The sequence below is a fragment of the Polyangium jinanense genome, assembly GCF_028435265.1.
Classification (GTDB): Bacteria; Myxococcota_A; Polyangia; order Polyangiales; family Polyangiaceae; genus Polyangium; species Polyangium jinanense.
Map to the genome: position 1 here is coordinate 1 of NZ_JAGTJK010000063.1, position 16,813 is coordinate 16,813.

Consider the following 16,813-nt stretch of genomic DNA (forward strand, 5'->3'; position numbering starts at 1 on the left):
GGGAGCCTCGGAGCCGGTGTCCATGCTCGCGCTTGTAGATGCGGGGATGCCCCCTGGAGGGGGACCCCATGATACCGTCCGAGCCAAGAACACCGGTCGAGGGCGCCGATCTCAGGTACGAGGACAAAGCCTCAAGCAGTGTACGGCGACCCTCTCCCAGCTTGCTGCCTACTACAGGGTGGGGTTGATACAAGCAGGGAGGCCGTGCAAGGCTCCGCAGCCCTCAGGGCGCTCGGCGCAGCCTCGCACGGCAGACTCGCAAGGCGCCCTCGGATAGCTCCGCCCGAACGTCACGCAGCAAGGTCGCTTTACCCGAGCGGCACCGCGAGCAAGACGACCTCCTTGCCGCGCACCTCGACCTTGTACCGCACGGGTTTCCCGTGCTTCTGCGCCATCTGCTTCTCGCTCGCCACGATCCGCGCGACGAACGCGTCCCGCGTGATGTGATCGACCGGATCCCCCACGCTCTTCTTCGCGCGGATGTAATCGTCGAAGATGCGCGCGTGATACGCGGCCTCGTCCTCCGCGCCGAGCGCCGTCGCCTCGCCGCCCGACGCCTGCTGTTTCGCGAGCGACTCGTCCACCGCGAGCGCCTCTTCGGGCTCCTTCCCCCGCACCGCCATGGCCGGCGGCGGCGCGCCGGTTTCGTCCTCCGGCATGCCGAGGAGCTGGCTCAGAAGGCTGTTCAGCCGCGAGGCGAGACCACCGAGCTCCGGATGCTCGATCTGGAAACGCAGGTCCGTCCGACCATTCATGATCGCGAGCAGCCCCTCCTCGATCTCCTCGATGGGCCGCATGATCGATTGCCCGAGGACATGCCCCGCCATGGCCACGAGCACGATGCCGAGCGCAATGGCCCCGAGAAACGGAAACAGTAACGTCGTCGCCGCCGGCGCATTCGCCCGCGCCACCGCCACGAGCAGCGCCCGCTTGCCGTCGCCATACCCGCCGAGCGGGCCCACCTTCACGCCGAAATCGGGCGGCAAGGCCGTGACGTCGACCGCCTGCCCCGTCGCGAGCGCCGACGCCGCGCCCGCTTCGAGCTGCTTCGTGTCGATCGCCGAGGCGAGGTCCGGCGCGCCGCCCTTCGATTGCGCGACGATTCGATAGCCGTCCTTGTCCTTCACCTCGAACCAGAGCGTGGCCCCGCTCGTTTGATTCGCCACGTCCGTCAAGCGAGCGTCGCCGAGCGCCGTCCCGAGCACGAGCCCGCCGAGCACCTGCCCGTTCTCGCCCCGGATGGGGGCCCACGACACGAGCAATTGCTCGTTCCGCGCCGGCGTCACCCACACATCCGAGCCCGCCCGCCCCTCGGCGAGCCCGGCCCGGAGCGCTGGGTAAATCCCGCCCAGATCATCCCCACGCAGGAAGGGCGAGCCGTCCCGGCCGAGCGCCGTGCCCTTCGCATCCACGATCGCCACGAGCGAGGGCCCGAGCCCAGCGATCGCAGGCGCTTTGCTGGTGGCGGTCTTGATACCGTTCGCCACACTGGTGGCTCCGTCGCTCCTGGCCTGGCCCGTGCCTGCGCTGAAGGGCTCACGCACCTTCGGATCCGCAGCCTGGGACGCGAGCCACCGCTCGACCTCCCCGGCCTGGACCCGAAGAACCGCCTCGGCGGCGACCAGCGCTCGGGCCGCGTCGGCCCGGGGCGACCCAGGGTTCAAGGAGGCCCGGGTCAAGGCAAACGCGAGCACCCCCACCACCAGCACGACCACCGTGAAAACGGTAATGATTTTTGCGCGCATGAAAGGCCGCCCTCCTTTGCGGGCGACGGGGTAAGGACGTTACCATCCGCCCGGGCGAGTCCTCAACCGTCCCTGCCGGAGTCCCATGATCGCAACGAACCCCGCCTCGCAGATCCTCGTCGTCGGTGACGCGCTCTTCGACGACCACCGCTCGCGCGGCTACCACCCCGAGCGCCCCGAGCGCCTGCACGCGGCGCGCGCGGCACTCGATCGTTGTGCTCGTGAAGGCCTCGGCATCACGCCCGTCGAGACACGTGACGCAACGGAAGAGGAGCTCGCGCGCGTGCACGACGAGGCCTACCTCGCGAGCCTCGCGAAGCTCGCCGGCCATCACGCCTCGCTCGATCCGGACACGTACCTCGCGCCCTCGTCCGTCGCCGCAGCGCGGCGCGCGGCAGGCGCCGGCATCACGCTCGTCGACGCGCTGCTCGATCCGTCGAGCCAGAAGCCAGGCGAGGCGCGTTCTCCCGGCCTCGCGCTTTTGCGCCCGCCGGGTCATCACGCGACGCGTAGCCGCGGCATGGGCTTCTGCCTCTTGAACAACGTCGCGGTCGCGGCCGCGAGCGCGCTCGCGAAGGGGCTCGAGCGCGTGGCGATCCTCGACTGGGACGTGCATCACGGCAACGGCACGCAGGACATCTTCTGGACCGATCCGCGCGTGCTCTACATCTCGCTGCACCAGTTCCCGTACTATCCGGGCACGGGCGCGGTGCACGAGAAGGGCGGCGGCGACGCGGAGGGCTACACGGTGAACGTGCCGCTCTCGCAGGGCGCGGGGGATCGGGTGTACGCCGAGGCGTTCCGGCAGATCGTCGATCCGGTGCTCGAGGCGTTCGAGCCGGAGCTCATCCTCGTGTCGGCGGGCTTCGACGCGCACCAGCGGGATCCGCTCGCGGACATGTGCGTGTCGGATCAGGGCTACGCGACGATGGCGACGCTGATCGCGCGCGCGGCGCAGCGGAACGCCGAGGGCCGGCTCGCGTTTTTCCTGGAAGGCGGCTACGACCTCTCGGCGCTGTCGAGCTCGCTTGCGGAGACGCTGATCAGCGCGGCGTCTGCCGTCTCGGCCGAGCCGAGGTCGAGCAACGCGCCGCCCGCCTCCTTCCGGCACACGGGTGAGGTCACGCAAGCCCGGACGACGGCCGCCGAGCGCTGGCGAGGGATCTGAAACAAAATCGTTGCACGCTAGGGCGAACCGTGTACAGTGCGCGCCCGGTGTTGCCCCTCAGGGGTCGTACCACGGTGGGTATAGCTCAGTTGGTAGAGCGCTGGTTTGTGGTACCAGCTGTCGCGGGTTCGAGCCCCGTTACTCACCCCAAGTCGTCGAGCTGATCCTCAGCGCGCGCGCTTCCGCCGCGCCAGACGCTCATTCCTCCGATCGTTCGCCTCCAGCGCGAGCGCCCGATCCTCCTCGGTCTCGCAGACGAGCGCCGGGACGAGCGCAGGCTTGAGCGTGCCGTCGACCTCCTGCATCGCCACGAAGGTCACGAACGCGTGCGCGCACCGCCAGCGCTTGCCCGAGGGCGCATCCTCGCCTTCGACGTCGACGAGGATCTCGACGGAGGTCCGAAACGCCGCCGTCACGCGGGCGCGAAGCAGCACGACTTGCCCGACCTTGATGGGCGCCTCGAACGAGACGTCGTCGAACTCGGCGGTCACCGCGAGCCGGCCGGCGTGACGCTGCGCGCAGATCGCGGCGCAGAGATCGATCCACGCGAGGATCTGCCCGCCGAACACGTTCCCGAGCGCGTTCGCGTGCGTCGGGAGCACGTACTCGGTCATCGTCGTGATCGAGTCGCTGACGTTGCGGGGAGGAAGCGAGGCGGCGAGGGTCGACATGGATGCCGGGTACCACGGAGGCGTGGCTCCCGTCACCCCACCTCGATCTCGGCCTCCGGCGAGGGCGGCAGCTCCGACTTGCTCGCGCTCGTCATCTGCAGCCGACCGAAGATCGCATCGGCGCGCGCATCCATCGTGCTCGCCTCCTTCTGCACCTCTTCGTTGCCGGCGAGCTCCGGGTTCTTCCGCAGGAAACGCGCGTAGGTCTTGAACGTCCGCGCGAGCTCCACCTCGTTGCCGCTCTGCTCGAAGATGGCCACGGCGCGGTCGAAGTACTCACGCGCGCTCGTCGTATGCGCGTGGCCCCAGCCGCCGGCCGCCGTGATCTCGCCGAGCGTCCTGAGCGCCGCCGCGAGGTGCACCTTGCTGCGCACGGAGGCGAAGAGGTCGACCGCGCGGCCGATGCAGTCGCGCGCCTTGCCGAGGTCGCCTTGCATCAGGTACGCCTTGCCGAGCGCGCGGAGCGTCTCCGCGAGCTTCAGCCGATCGCCGAGCTCGTCGCACAGGCCCTCGGCGCGCACGAGCACGCCGATCGCCTTCTCGGGCTCGCCGCTCCGGTAGTACGTCGTCCCGATGTTCGTCAGCACGAGCGCGATCTTGTTCCGATCGCCGATCTGCTGCGCCACCTCGAGGGCCTCCTCGAACATCACGAGCGCCTTCTGAAAATTCCTGCGCTCCTCGGCGATCGTCCCGAGGTTGTTCAGCGTCGTCACCACGCCGACGAGGTCGCCGACCTCGCGCCGGATCGCGAGCGACTGCTCGAACGCCTCGAGCGCCTCCTTGAACTGCCCCGAGTCCTGCAGCGCGAGGCCCACGTTGTTGAGCGACAGCGCGATCGATCGCCTGTCGCCGAGCTTCTGCCGACGCGTGAGGCCGTCGCGGAAGCTCGTGAGCGCCGACTCGTACTCACCTTTGAGCCAGGCGATCTTGCCGAGGTCGTCGATCGTCGAGGCCACGCCGCGCTCGTCGCCCGAGGCTTCGAAGAGCGACATCGCCGTCGTCAGATGCCGCTCGCCCTCGTCGAGTGAACCCATGTCGCGGAAGAGCCGGCCGATGCGGTTGTGCGCGGCGCCGCCCTTCTTCTTCATGTCGAGCCGGTACGCGAGCGTCAGCATCCCGCGGAACGCGGCCATCGCGTCGTCGATGTAGCCCATCGACTGGAGCACGTCGCCGTACGCGTGCAGCGCGTCGATCCGCGCGCCATCGTGCGAGTCGCCGAGCAGCTCCAGGCCTCGCTGGTAGTACTCGCACGATTTGCCGTTCGCGTACCTGCGCCGCGCCACGGCCGCCGCCTCCAGGTACGCGAGGCCCGCCTGGATCGACTCGCCCGCTTGCTCGCGGTGCCGCGCGAGCGACGCGATCCGCTCCTCGCTCGTGCGCACGCCGGGCTGATGCTCCATCCAGTCGGCGATGACGCGGTTGGAGAGGCTCTTCGCGTCGGTGCTCGTCTCCGACGCGATCGCCTCGCGCTCCTCGCTCCGCGCCCAGGCGTACTCCACCGAGCCCGGAAAAATCGTCCCGGCGCGGCGCACGATCCACCCGTTCTTGCAGAGGCCGTCGAGCATGCGCCCGATCCGCGCGACGTCGCCCGTCTCCTCCTCGACCCAGAGGTCCGGCGCTTCGAGCCCCGTGCGCGCGAGCGCCACGAACGCGCCGCTCCAGAACACGGCGCCCATCGCCGCCGCCTGCTCGAGCACGGTGCGCTCTTCCTCGTCGAGCGAGGCCACGCGCGCCTCGACCGCGTCCTCGACCGTCGCCGGCAGCCGCGCCGCCCTGAGCCGCTCCGGGTGGAGCACGAGCCGGGTCTCGCCCTCTTCCGTCGTGGCCTCGGCGATCACGCCCTCGGCCGCGTAAATCTCCACCATCTGCGCGAGGAGCCCCGGGTTCCCTCGCGCGAACGCACACGCCGTCTCGATGAGCGGCGCGGGCACCTCACCGCCGAACGCAAAGACCGCGAGCATCGCGCTCGACACACGCGCGCTGTCCGCGTCGCCGAGCGGACCGAGCGAGAGCAGCGTGTGCCTTCGCTCGCCCACGCGCGCCCAGTCCTCCTGCCGGTAGACGAGATCATCGCGGCCCGTGCAGATCACGAGGATCGGGCCCGTCAGGTATTCGAGCAGGTAGCGAAGCAGCGAGAGCGCGTCCTCGTGCGCCTCGTGCAGATCTTCGAGCACCAGGATGAGCGGACCCTTCTGCGCGTCCGCTTCGAGGAACGCCTTCACCACGGCGCGGCGCACGAGCTCGGCTTCGTGCGGGTCGTCGCTCACGGCGCGCGTCAACGGGCTCTCTTCCTCGGTCAGGCCGAGGAGCTGCCCGAGGAATGTCACGGCGTCGCTCACGCGCCGCGGCTCGAGCACGCCTTCGAGTTGCAGCCGGATGGCCCTGCGCGCCTCGTCCGGGTCCATGCCGCGCACGAGGCCGAAGCGCGAGCGGATGAGCCGCGCGAAGGGCGAGAACGACACCGAACCGTCGCGCGCGCTGCCTTCGAACGCGCGGACCTCGTTCTTGCGCGACGCGACGAACTCCGCGACGAGCCGCGTCTTGCCGATGCCTGCGGGTCCGACGATCGTCACGATGCGCGTGTCGCGCCGCTCTTCGACGGCGGCGAGGCTCTCGGCGAGCAGGGAAAGCTCTTCGTCCCGGCCCACGAGCGGACACGCGGGCGCGCGTGGCGCACTGACGTTTGGTCTCTCGGTCTCCATCGAGCTCCGCGGAGGTCTGGCGAGGGAGGTTTTTCTCCGACGCGGCGAGGGTATAGCCTTGCCCGCTCCGAGGAAAGCGGCGCCGGGTGCATTTTTCGCGTATTCGCCGCCTCAAGAGGGGTGGGGCCGCGGGCGGAAGACCCGGAAGCTCGGGCCGCCCGGGGTGCGCCCGGTACGGCGCAGCGACCTCCTCCGTTGCCACCACTTCTCCAGGCCGATGACCGGCAGGACCACGAGGGCGGCGGCCGTGGATTTCGCCCACTCCGAAGCGCCGAGCGGGGCCGAATCGAAGAGCGTGTGCATGAACGGCAGGTACACGAACCCGAGCTGGAGCAAGAGGAGCGCTCCGATCCCGACGTACACGAGCGGATTCGAAAACAGCCCGATTTCCAGGGACGAGCCGTGAAGCGAGCGGCAGTTCAGGAGGTAGAACACCTGGAACAGGACCATCGTGGTCACGGCCATCGTCTGCGCCTCGCGCAGCGCGAAGTCCGGCGGCAGTCCGGCGTCGAGCTTGTCTCGGTACTCCATCAAGAAGAGCCCCACCGCACCGGCCGTCATGAGGAGCGCCACGACCACCGTCCGCGCGAGCACGAACCGCCCGAGGATGGGCTCGTCGGTGCGGCGCGGCGGCCGCGCCATCAGGTTCGGCTCCTTGGCCTCGAACGCGAGCGGGAGCGACAAGGTCACCGTGGCGACGAGGTTGATCCAGAGGATCTGCACGGGCGCCATCGGCAGGAGCGGCCGCCCGCCTTCGAGCGGGAAAAACAGCACCGCGATGAGCAGCACGAGCGCCTCGCCGATGTTCGTCGGCAGCACGAACGCGAGCGCCTTGATCAGGTTGTCGTAGACACGCCGGCCCTCCTCCACGGCCGCGCGGATGCTCGCGAAGTTGTCGTCCGTGAGCACGATGTCGGCCGCTTGCTTGGCCACGGCCGTCCCCGTGATCCCCATCGCGACGCCGATGTTCGCCTGCTTCAACGCCGGCGCGTCGTTCACGCCGTCGCCCGTCATCGCCACGACCTGCCGCGCGGCTTGCAGCGCCTCCACGAGCCTGAGCTTGTGCTCCGGCGCCACGCGCGCGAACACGTTCTGCGTCCGCGCCGCCTTCGCGAGATCCGCGTGCGACATCGCCGAGAGCTCGCGGCCCGTGACGACCTCGTCCGCAGGTCCGATGAGCCCGAGCTCGATCGCGATTGCCTTCGCCGTCACGGGGTGATCGCCCGTGATCATCTTGACCGTGATCCCCGCGTGTTGACACGCCTTCACCGCCTCGATCGCCTCCGGCCTCGGCGGATCGATCATCCCCACGAGCCCGAGCAGCTCGAACCCACACGCCACCTCCGCCTCGCCGAGCCCCACGAGCGGCTGCTCCGGCTTGCGTGACGCCACCGCGAGCACGCGCATCCCGCGCGACGCCATCGCCTCCACGTGCGTGAGCACGACCTGTCGATCGAGCTCTGCTCCGCCGGCGAGCCGACTCGCGCGGCCGAGCACCACCTCCGGCGCGCCCTTCATCAAGATCTCTTGCTCGCCCGCGGCCGACGCGTGCAGCGTCGCCATGTACTTGTGCTCCGACTCGAACGGGATCGCGTCGCGCCGCGGCGCCTCCTCGTGCAGCGCGTCGCCCGTCATCCCGAGCTTCTGCGCGGCCACGACGAGCGCCGCTTCCGTCGGATCCCCCGTGATCCCGAAGCCTCCGCCCTCACGCTGCACGAGCCGCGCGTCGTTGCACAGCGCCGCGGCGCGGAGCAGCGCGCGCACGTCGTCCGGCGTCGCGCCCAAAGGCTTCCCGTCGCGCCTGAGCTCGCCTTTCGGATCGTACCCCACGCCCGACAGCTCGTACGCGTCCGACGGCGTCCAGATCGCGGACACCGTCATCTCGCTCCGCGTCAGCGTGCCCGTCTTGTCCGTACACACGACGCCCGCTTGTCCCAGCGTCTCGACGGCCGGCAGCTTCCGCACCACCGCGCGCCGCGCTGCCATCCGTCGCACGCCGATCGCCAGCGAGATCGTGATGATCGCCGGCAGGCCCTCCGGGATCGCCGCCACCGCCAGCGTGATCCCCGCGAGGATCGCTTCGAGGAAGGGGTAGCCGCGCACGAGCGCGACGGCCACCAAGAGCGCCGCCACGATCGCGATCGCCACCGTCAGCACCTGCGCCACGCGCGCGAGCGAGCGCGTGAGGGGCGTCTCGAGCTCCGTGGCTTCGCGCAGCAGTGATGAGATCTTCCCGATCTCCGTCTGCGCGCCCGTCGCCACCACCACGGCTTGCCCCGTGCCCGTCGTGATCAACGTGCCGCCGTGGACCATGCTCTTCCGATCGGCCACGGCGGCGTCCTTCGGCGCTGGCTCGACGTGCTTGCGCACCGGCACCGACTCCCCCGTCAGCGGCGCCTCGTCGGCCGCGAGGTTCTTCACGTGCAGGAGCCGCATGTCTGCGGCTGCCTTGTCACCGGCCGCGAGCAGCACGACGTCGCCGGGCACGAGCTCTTCCGCGGGCACGGTGATCTTTCCGCCGTCGCGCAGCACCGTCGCGAGCTCGGGCACGAGGGCCGAGAGCGCCTCGATCTCCTGACCTGCGCGGTACTCCTGGATGAAGCCGATCAGCGTGTTCAGCACGACCACGCCGAGCACCACCGCGCCGTCCGTGTACTTCCCGAGCGCGAAGGCGAGCGCCGCCGCCGCGATGAGCACGTAGATGAGCGGGCTCTTGATCTGCCGGAACAAAAGCGCGAGCGGGCCTTCCCGGGCGGCCCTCGGCAGCACGTTGGGTCCATGCTCCGTGAGCCTTCGTGTGGCCTCCGTGGAGAGCAGCCCGTTTTCGGAGCTCCCAAGGGCTACGAGTACGGCCTCGGTGGGCTCCGCGTAGTACGCTTTCTGCTCGATCCGGGCGGGCGCGGGCACAACTTGCTTCATGTCCTTCCCCGACCCCTTCACGGCGCGTGCCGAGTCCTTTCAACGCTCGGGGCTACGCTCGGACGAGCCGAGCTGCGCCCCGAACCCCGATCGTTTCGTTTCGAACGGGCGGGGGAGCGCTTCCGGTGCCCACGGGCCGCGGGCCGGGGTAAGCTCCCGGCGTGAGCGACCAAGGGGAACGGCCGAGCTACGACCCGGCCGAGGTGCGCCGATGCATCACGCTTTGTTTCAGCGCCAAGGATCTACGCGAGCTCGCCGAGGGCCTCGGCGCGACCGGCCTGCCCGGCGAGGGTCGCGGCATCCAGGACGTTGCGCGTGAGGTCATCCGGCACTTCGAGCGACAAGGCTCGCTCGATCGTCTCGTCGAAGCGCTGAAGCAAGCGCGACCGCTCATGGAGTGGCCCGCGCCGATCCAGCGCGCCGGCGTAGCACCCGCCTTCCCGCCGCCGCCTCCGCTCGCGCCGCTCACGCCCGAGGCCGCTGCCGCGCCCGCTGCCGAGCCCGCTGCCGCGCCCGCTGCCGCTCCCGCACCCGAGACCGCTCCCGCGCCCGCACCCGAGACCGCTCCCGCGCCCGCGCCCGAAGCCGCCTCCGCGCCCGCTGCCGCTCCCGCTCCCGCGCCCACTCCCACCGTCGTCGAGCCTCCCCGCGGCCCTGACGCCCCGCTCCTTCGGGATCCGTACGCGCCCGTCTGGCCCGGCACGGCTTCGCACGAGCCTGCCCGCCCCGTCGACGGCCGCCGCTTCACCTTGCTCTTCGCCATCGCCGGCGCCGTCATCGTCGTCGCCTCCGTCGGCGCTTTCCTCGTCGGCCGCGCTGGCGCGAACTCGTCCGGCCCGGCGCCGCTCCTCGCCGGCACCGACGCGCAGGCCAAGGGCGAACGACCTCTCCGCGAAAGTGGCCCTTCGCGCCTCGCGGCCGACGCCGTACGTCGCAGCCTCGGCAACCTCGCGCGTGGCTGCGACTTGCCTCTCGGACCCAACGAAGAGCCGAGCACCGACCTCTTCAAGAGCGCCTACGAGCAATGCGGCATGCGCCCCATGATCGGCCGTCCGCCCTCGATCGGCCGCTCCTCGCGCCCCGCGGACGCCCCCGGCGGCTCGCCCCCTACCTCCGACGACGCCAATCCTGCCGACACCCCCGCGCCCGCAAAGGCCCGCGCCGCGCCCGCGACCCAGCCCCGCAAAGCGCCTGCCACCTCGGACAAACCCGCGCTCCCGGACAATGGCACGGCCTGCGTCGACCGTTGCTCCGCCACGCAGAAACAATGCAATCGCGGCTGCGGCAGCGAGCCGACGCTGAGCAGCGAGTACGGCCGCTGGCAATCCTGCCAGGCGCAGTGCCTCTCGGCCGCGTCGCGCTGCCGGCTCGCGTGCCAGTGAGCGCTACGCCTCCACGCGCTCGCTCGGCGTCACGAATGCGAGCTTGTACCCTTCCGGATCCGTCACCACGAGCTCACGCGTGAACCACGGCTGGTTGCGCGGCCCGTCCACCGCAGCGCCGGAGGCCTCGGCCCGGGCGCGCAGATCGTCGAGCGACACCTCGTCGCTCGCGTAGAAACACAGGATCACCCCGAGCCCGCGTTGCCCCGGCAGCTCGACGCCGCTCGGCATCCCGACCAGGAACACGTCGGCGTACCGGGCCCAGCGCAGGTGCACGAACACGCCGTCGCGATTCACGCAGTGGAAACCGAGCGACTCGTAAAACGCCGTCGAGCGCGCCGGGTCCGAGACGAGCAGCCTCACGTGGGAGGGCATGAGGTAGGGTTCGTCGGGGGTCATGCGCTCTCCCTAGCACGGCCGGGCGCGCGTCGGGATGGCCCGGCGCGCGCCCTCGTCGCTCTTCGGCTCTTCTAACGAGAAGGCGCGGCCTTCGCGACCGGCGACGGCTGGAGCACGGAGCTCGCGCCTGCGTGGCGCGGAACGAGCTCCTCCACGAGCACGTGCTCCTTCGGGTAGTTCTTCGCGAGCCACACGCTGCAATTCCGCGCGTACTGATCGAAGTATTGATACTTCGCCGAGTAATTCACGCAAACCTCGAAGGCCTTCTTCGCCTGCAGCTTCTGCGGCTCGCTCGCCTCGTCGAGCTTCTCGTAATAAGCTTTCCGCAGCTCCTCGTACGTGAGGGTCGTCCCGGGGATCGTGCCGTTCCCCCGCCATTCCTTGGGGATCGGCGCCGCGCGGAACTCCGCGACGAACTTGCCCCACAACATCCCCACGCGCGACGCCGAGGCAATCACCCACTTCGGCGGCGGCGCGGGATTCAGCGTCACCACCTGCCCGTAGGCCTTCTCCACCTCCTCGATCGCCGGCCGCTTCTTCTTCACCCAATCCACGACCTTCGTGTTGATGTGCTTCATCACCGATTCACGGTCCGCGGGCCCCTTGTATTCGGGATACCGGATCGCATCGGCCTCGACCCGTTTTTCCTCGGCGAAGAAGAACAACGCCTCGCCCACGTCCGTCACCGCCCGCCCGACCCGCCGCGCCTGGTCCTGGTCGCTGCCCCCCTGCGCCGCGAGCTCCTTCAAGCTGGCCTCGGGATTCTTCCACGCCGCGCGCACGACCTCGAACTCCTTCGCCGCGCCCTTCTTGTCGTCGAGCTTCGCCATCGAGCGCCCGAGCAGCGTGTGCGCGTGGATCCGATCCTGCAGTCCACCCCCCTTGTCCACCGCCGCCATCCATTTCTGGAGCCACCCGCGCGCGTCGAGCCATTTCTCCTCGCCGACCAGGAAATCCGCCATCACGACCGCGAGCCGCGCCGACTCCTCCGGCTGCTTCGCCCCGTAATTCTTCGCGAAAAGCTCGACGTCCAGGGCGGCCGCCTTCTGGTCCTTCAGCCCGCTCCGCAGCATCACGGCCTCGGCCAGCGCGGCCGGCGCCTGCGCCATTTGCGGGAACTTGCGGGCGGCCGCCTCGTGGTAATTCGCGGCCTCGGCGAATTCACCGATCGACTGCAGGTTCGTGGCGACGAGGAACGCCGCCTCCTTGCCGTAATCCGTGTAATCGAGCCGGTTCTTCGGGTCGAGGATCATCTTCCGCACGGCGATCGCCTTGTCTCGCTTGTGCGCCGCCTCGAACGCTGCCGCCGCCTTCACCAGCGCCTGCCCGGCCGCCGCGCAACCCGGCTCGTTCTTCTCGCAAAGCGGCTTGCCGCTCTCGTTCCACGTCTTCAGGAACGCCTCCGCATCCGCCGCCGGATCGGCCGCCGCCGCCCCTTCCGCCTTCGGTGCCGGCGCCGGCGCCGGCGTGTCCTCGGCGCCCGCGGCCCCCGTGACGAGTAACGACACCCCCAGAATCACACGCGAGCTCCACCGCTTCGGGTTCATGTGCACCTCGATGCCTGGTTTGTTGTATCACACCCGCGCCCCCGGACGGATGGCCGGGATCGCGGACCGCAGATAGACGGAGCGACACGCCGTTTCTTGGTGGGTTCCTGCGATCCTCCGGCGAGGGGCTTCCCAAGGGCGGCGCGCGCGGGTGATGATGGCTCCGTTCATGGACTACGTCGCTCCGTCGAAGGTCGTCTCCACCATGCTCGACGCGGGCGCGGCCAAGGCCGCGGCGTCGCTCCGGGACCTCGTGATCCGCGGCTTCCTCTCGGGCGCGCTCCTCGGCTTCGCCACGAGCCTGGCCGTCACCACGACCGTCCAGACCACCCTCCCGGTCGCCGGCGCGCTCGTCTTTCCCGTCGGCTTCGTGATGATCGTCCTGCTCGGGTTCGAGCTCGTCACGGGCAACTTCGCGCTTCTGCCCATGGCGATGCTCGACAAGCGCGTGACCCTCTGGCAGGTCCTCCGCAACTTCGGCGTCGTATTCTCCGCGAACCTCGTGGGCAGCCTCTTTTATGCGTGGCTGCTCTCGATCTCGCTCACGATGGCGGGCAGCGTCCCGCCCGACGCCGTCGCGAACAAGATCGTCGCCATCGCCCAGGCGAAAACCCAGTTCCCCCAGTACGGCCTCGCCGGCCTCCTCGGCGTGTTCGTCCGGAGCATCCTCTGCAACTGGATGGTTTGTCTAGGCGTCGTCATGGCCATGACGTCCACGTCGACCGTCGGCAAGATCGCCGCCGCTTGGCTACCGGTTTTCGTGTTTTTCGCGCATGGCTATGAGCATTCGGTCGTGAACATGTTCGTCATTCCGGCCGGCATGATGCTCGGCGCGAAGGTGACGTTCGCGGACTGGTGGCTCAAGAACCAGCTCCCGGTCACGGCCGGCAATTTCGTGGGCGGCTGCCTCTTCACGGGAATGGCGCTTTACTTCACGCACAAACCCAAGCCCGAGGCCGCCGCCCAGGCCCCCGCGCCCCCGGAGCTCGCCGCGCCGGCCCCTGCGCTCGTCCTCGTCCCCGAGCCCCCCGTGCTGGAGCTGCTCGCGAGCGAGCCCGAGCCCACGTCCGAGCGCGAGCCGGCCGCTGCTACGGATTCAGCTTGATCACGCCGCAGCCGATCCGGGCGCCCGCATTGCCCGACGGCTGCGAGATGAAATCGTCCGGATCTGCGTGCACCATGAATGCGTGATTCACGACGTCCGTCGTGGACTCGTCCCCGAGGGTCCAGAGATCCGTTCGGAGGGCGAACGACGCCTGTCCCATCATGTCCGCCTTCACGTTGCCGATATCGCCCCGATGAAACGGCGGCCTTCCCCACTCCCCGTGCGCCTCGTTCGTCGGGTTCCAGTGCCCCATGGCATTGTTTCCGTCCATCCCGCAGTCGGGCATTTCGTGGATGTGCACCGCGTGGACGCCGGGGACGAGGCCATTCAAGTGGAGGTTGAGCCGCACGAGCCCATTCTCCTCGGTGAACACGGCCGTCCCCGTGACGGTCTGGCCCGTCGAGGGCGTGATTTCCGCCGTCGCCCGGGCCCCGTCCTTTACGCCCTCCGGGTTTTCGGCGACGTCGTCACTGCACCCGCAGAGCACCGCCAGAACACACGCGCCCAAGACCGCGAAAGGATGGCCTTTCTTCGTCACGTACCCCTCCCCTGCCGTTGGTCCTCCAAGCATCCCTGCCTGGAAAGTTCGCGCATCATGGCGCGTTCGCCGGGCTCGGCAAGCGTCCCTTCGTGGGCCTGATCGCCTCGTCGAAGGTGTAGCCAAGGAACGCCTGGGAACGGTAAGCTCCGGCCTCGTATGCGAATGTGTCCGGAGTGCCGCGAGGGCTACGAGGACGACGTGCCCGTATGCCCGGCGCATGGCGCGGCGCTCGTATCGCCCGATTTTTTTCCGACGGACGACACGCTCGAGCCCGGCACGATGGTCGGCGAGTACCGCATCGACCGCAAGATCGGCGGCGGCACGTTCGGCGACGTCTATGCCGGCGAGCACCCGCTCATCGGCAAGAAGGTCGCCGTCAAGGTCCTGAACCGGCGCTTCGCCTCGGACCCGGAGGCCGTCTCCCGATTCATTGCCGAGGCGCGCGCGGTGAACAAGATCCGCCACCGCAACATCATCGACATCTTTTCTTTCAACACGCTCCCCGGCGGACGGCATTACTTCGTGATGGAGTATGTCGAGGGCCAGACCCTCGCCGCGCTCATCCAGCAGAAGCGCCGCCTGCCGATCCCGACAGCCCTCCAGATCGCCCAGGGCGTCGCCTCCGCACTCGACGCCGCGCACGAGGCGGGCATCACGCACCGCGACCTCAAGCCGGAGAACGTCTTCCTCGCCGCCGAGCGCGACGGCTCCCATTTCCCCAAATTGCTCGATTTCGGCATCGCGAAGCTCATGGACGACGACGTCGCCCACAAGACCGGCTCGGGCGTCCTGCTCGGCACCCCGCTCTACATGTCCCCCGAGCAAGCGCGCGGCAAAAAGGTCGACGCTCGGTCCGACATCTATTCGCTCGGCGTCATGATCCACGAAATGCTCACGGGCGTGGTGCCGTTCGCGGGCGACTCCGCGATGGACGTCGTCCTCAAGCACGACACCGAGCCGCCGCCGGCCATGGCGAGCGTTTGTCCGGACCTCCCGCCCGCGCTCGACGCGCCCGTCCTCGCCATGCTCGAAAAGCGGCCGCGCAATCGCCCCGCGTCGGCGGGCGAGGCGGTCGCGGCCCTCGTCGCGCAGGCCGCTCTGCTCGAGCTCGTGCCCCGTCCCCCCTTGCCGTCGAGTGTCGAGAGCGCCCGCGCCCCGCTCGAAAGCGAGGGCCTCCGCGCCACGGCGCAGGCGGGTCGATCGGCTCCTGCGGAGACGCCGCACGCGCGCTCCGAGCCTTCGTCCACCGAGCGCATGTCCGCCCTCGATTCGTCGAGCGTAAACCGAAAAAATGGTCCGTCCGCGCGGTGGCTCTTCGCCGCGCTCGGCATTGCGGCAATCGGCGGGACGGCCTCGCTCATGGCGCGGAGCCCTGCCCCGAGCGACGAACCTTTCGGGCCCGGCGCGAGCTCCGGCATGCAGGTCGAATCGCCCGAGCCCGAGCGAATCCCGACCGCCGCGCCTTCCCCCGCGCCGCCCGAAATCAGCCCCGCGCCCGCGCCCACGACGACGACCTCGGCCTCAGTGGCCCCGCAACCACGCCCGGCCAAACCTGCAAAGACCAAACCGCCGTCGAAGACGCCGAACCTCGATCCGATCCTCGGGGAGCGCGAATGAGGCGCTCTGCGATTGCCTTTTCGCTCGCGCTTGCCGTGACCGCCTCCGCCGCGCGTGCACAATCGCCAGAAGGCCCATCCATCGCCGTCGCCGAGGCGCTCTTCCAGCAGGGCCGCAAGCTCCTCGACGAGCAGCGTTATGCCGAGGCTTGCATGAAGCTCGCCGAGAGCCAGCGCCTCGACCCGAAGCTCGGCACGCTGCTGAACCTCGCCGTCTGCCACGAGAAGGAAGGAAAAATCGCGACGGCCTGGGCCGAATTCACGTCGGCCGTCTCGCTCGCCCGCGGCAAAGGGCAAAAGGACCGCGAGCAATTCGCGCGCGACCACGTCGTCGAGCTCAAGAAGAAGCTCGCCTACGTGGTCCTGCGCATGGAAGCTCCGCCCGCCGGACTCGGCATGAAGCTCGACGACAAACCCATCGACGTCGCCGCGCTGAACGTCCCCTTGCCAATCGACCCGGGCAAACACACTGTCACGGTGGTTGCTCCGGGCAAACGGGCCTGGACCGGCGAGGTCGTCGTCCCCTCGCAGCCGGGCGAGATTCCCGTCGTGATCCCCGCCCTCGAGGACGCGCCGGAGCCGCCGCCCGAGGCGCCGAAGCCCCCGCCGCCCGAACCCTTGCCCCCCATTTCGCAGCCGAAGCCGCCGCCCGCGGAGCGTTCCATACCCGCGCCGACTAGCCCGAGCGCCTCCGCCATCCTCATGGTCACCGGATTCGGCGGCGGCGGCGCGGCGCTCCTCGTGGGGGCGGTGACGGGGATCGTCACATTGGCCAAGGCGAGCGAGATCTTGCCGAATTGCAATGGCTCGTCATGCCCCGGACAAGCCGATGCACTCGCCACCGCGAACACCCTGGCGAACGTTTCGAACATCGGGTTTGGCGTGGCCGTCCTCGGCCTCGGCGTGGGCATCGCGGGCGTCGCGCTCGCGCCGAAACGTGAGAACGCGCCCCCGCACGCCGTCTCCGTCACGCCCCTCGTCGGGCCCGGCGTGCTCGGGCTCCGCGGCACCTTCTGAC

12 protein-coding genes and 1 tRNA gene are annotated in these 16,813 nt (G+C 69.7%); 6 read left to right on the plus strand and 7 right to left on the minus strand.

Annotated elements, in window-relative coordinates; translation table 11 throughout:
- Positions 1–308: 308 nt before the first annotated feature.
- Entirely contained in the window at positions 309–1,745 is a 1,437-nt protein-coding gene (locus KEG38_RS47940; protein ID WP_272427658.1) for a HAMP domain-containing protein, read from the minus strand.
- An 85-nt stretch (positions 1,746–1,830) separates the two neighbouring features.
- On the opposite strand from KEG38_RS47940, the gene KEG38_RS47945 reads away from it, so the two are divergent.
- Together KEG38_RS47945 and KEG38_RS47950 are read left to right on the plus strand one after the other, a co-directional pair.
- Positions 1,831–2,913 (plus strand): histone deacetylase family protein, encoded by a 1,083-nt coding sequence (locus KEG38_RS47945; protein WP_272427659.1) that lies wholly within the window; start codon positions 1,831–1,833, stop codon positions 2,911–2,913.
- Between the two features lie 74 nt (positions 2,914–2,987).
- Positions 2,988–3,063 (plus strand) — tRNA-His (locus KEG38_RS47950).
- Between the two features lie 17 nt (positions 3,064–3,080).
- Here KEG38_RS47950 and KEG38_RS47955 read toward each other — a convergent pair.
- From KEG38_RS47955 to KEG38_RS47965, 3 genes are all read right to left on the minus strand, one after another.
- The gene (locus tag KEG38_RS47955; protein ID WP_272427660.1) at positions 3,081–3,584 is read right to left on the minus strand and encodes an acyl-CoA thioesterase; all 504 of its coding nucleotides are present in this window, start codon (positions 3,582–3,584) and stop codon (positions 3,081–3,083) included.
- Positions 3,585–3,616: 32 nt separating this feature from the next.
- Positions 3,617–6,286, minus strand: a complete 2,670-nt coding sequence (locus KEG38_RS47960; protein WP_272427661.1) for an ATP-binding protein — start codon at positions 6,284–6,286, stop codon at positions 3,617–3,619.
- Between the two features lie 111 nt (positions 6,287–6,397).
- A complete protein-coding gene (locus KEG38_RS47965; protein WP_272427662.1) occupies positions 6,398–9,205 on the minus strand; it encodes a cation-translocating P-type ATPase in 2,808 nt (935 codons plus the stop codon).
- A gap of 161 nt (positions 9,206–9,366) precedes the next feature.
- Here KEG38_RS47965 and KEG38_RS47970 point away from each other — a divergent pair, with 161 nt between their 5' ends.
- A complete protein-coding gene (locus tag KEG38_RS47970; protein WP_272427663.1) occupies positions 9,367–10,587 on the plus strand; it encodes a hypothetical protein in 1,221 nt (406 codons plus the stop codon).
- Between the two features lie 3 nt (positions 10,588–10,590).
- On the opposite strand, the gene KEG38_RS47975 is transcribed toward KEG38_RS47970, so the two are convergent.
- Together KEG38_RS47975 and KEG38_RS47980 are read right to left on the minus strand one after the other, a co-directional pair.
- Entirely contained in the window at positions 10,591–10,986 is a 396-nt protein-coding gene (locus tag KEG38_RS47975) for a VOC family protein (protein WP_272427664.1), read from the minus strand.
- Positions 10,987–11,057: 71 nt separating this feature from the next.
- Positions 11,058–12,533: a tetratricopeptide repeat protein gene (locus tag KEG38_RS47980; RefSeq protein WP_272427665.1), complete on the minus strand. Its 1,476-nt coding sequence runs from the start codon at positions 12,531–12,533 to the stop codon at positions 11,058–11,060.
- A 169-nt stretch (positions 12,534–12,702) separates the two neighbouring features.
- Here KEG38_RS47980 and KEG38_RS47985 point away from each other — a divergent pair, with 169 nt between their 5' ends.
- Complete coding sequence (locus KEG38_RS47985) at positions 12,703–13,638, plus strand: formate/nitrite transporter family protein (protein ID WP_272427666.1); 936 nt, start codon at positions 12,703–12,705, stop codon at positions 13,636–13,638.
- Here KEG38_RS47985 and KEG38_RS47990 read toward each other — a convergent pair.
- Entirely contained in the window at positions 13,622–14,176 is a 555-nt protein-coding gene (locus KEG38_RS47990) for a superoxide dismutase family protein (RefSeq protein ID WP_272427667.1), read from the minus strand. The two genes, KEG38_RS47985 and KEG38_RS47990, sit on opposite strands and share 17 nt — an antisense overlap.
- Before the next feature lie 159 nt (positions 14,177–14,335).
- Here KEG38_RS47990 and KEG38_RS47995 point away from each other — a divergent pair, with 159 nt between their 5' ends.
- Positions 14,336–15,796, plus strand: coding sequence for a serine/threonine-protein kinase (locus tag KEG38_RS47995; RefSeq protein ID WP_272427668.1), 1,461 nt, complete (start codon positions 14,336–14,338; stop codon positions 15,794–15,796).
- The gene (locus KEG38_RS48000) at positions 15,793–16,812 is read left to right on the plus strand and encodes a tetratricopeptide repeat protein (RefSeq protein WP_272427669.1); all 1,020 of its coding nucleotides are present in this window, start codon (positions 15,793–15,795) and stop codon (positions 16,810–16,812) included. Before KEG38_RS47995 ends, KEG38_RS48000 begins: the two co-directional genes overlap by 4 nt.
- Position 16,813: the final 1 nt, after the last annotated feature.

Bases quoted from the DNA above. Each gene is read 5' to 3' on its own strand.
- KEG38_RS47940 (WP_272427658.1), bottom strand. From the start codon at position 1,745: ATGCGCGCAAAAATCATTACCGTTTTCACGGTGGTCGTGCTGGTGGTG.
- KEG38_RS47945 (WP_272427659.1), top strand. From the start codon at position 1,831: ATGATCGCAACGAACCCCGCCTCGCAGATCCTCGTCGTCGGTGACGCG.
- KEG38_RS47955 (WP_272427660.1), bottom strand. From the start codon at position 3,584: ATGTCGACCCTCGCCGCCTCGCTTCCTCCCCGCAACGTCAGCGACTCG.
- KEG38_RS47960 (WP_272427661.1), bottom strand. From the start codon at position 6,286: ATGGAGACCGAGAGACCAAACGTCAGTGCGCCACGCGCGCCCGCGTGT.
- KEG38_RS47965 (WP_272427662.1), bottom strand. From the start codon at position 9,205: ATGAAGCAAGTTGTGCCCGCGCCCGCCCGGATCGAGCAGAAAGCGTAC.
- KEG38_RS47975 (WP_272427664.1), bottom strand. From the start codon at position 10,986: ATGACCCCCGACGAACCCTACCTCATGCCCTCCCACGTGAGGCTGCTC.
- KEG38_RS47980 (WP_272427665.1), bottom strand. From the start codon at position 12,533: ATGAACCCGAAGCGGTGGAGCTCGCGTGTGATTCTGGGGGTGTCGTTA.
- KEG38_RS47985 (WP_272427666.1), top strand. From the start codon at position 12,703: ATGGACTACGTCGCTCCGTCGAAGGTCGTCTCCACCATGCTCGACGCG.
- KEG38_RS47995 (WP_272427668.1), top strand. From the start codon at position 14,336: ATGCGAATGTGTCCGGAGTGCCGCGAGGGCTACGAGGACGACGTGCCC.
- KEG38_RS48000 (WP_272427669.1), top strand. From the start codon at position 15,793: ATGAGGCGCTCTGCGATTGCCTTTTCGCTCGCGCTTGCCGTGACCGCC.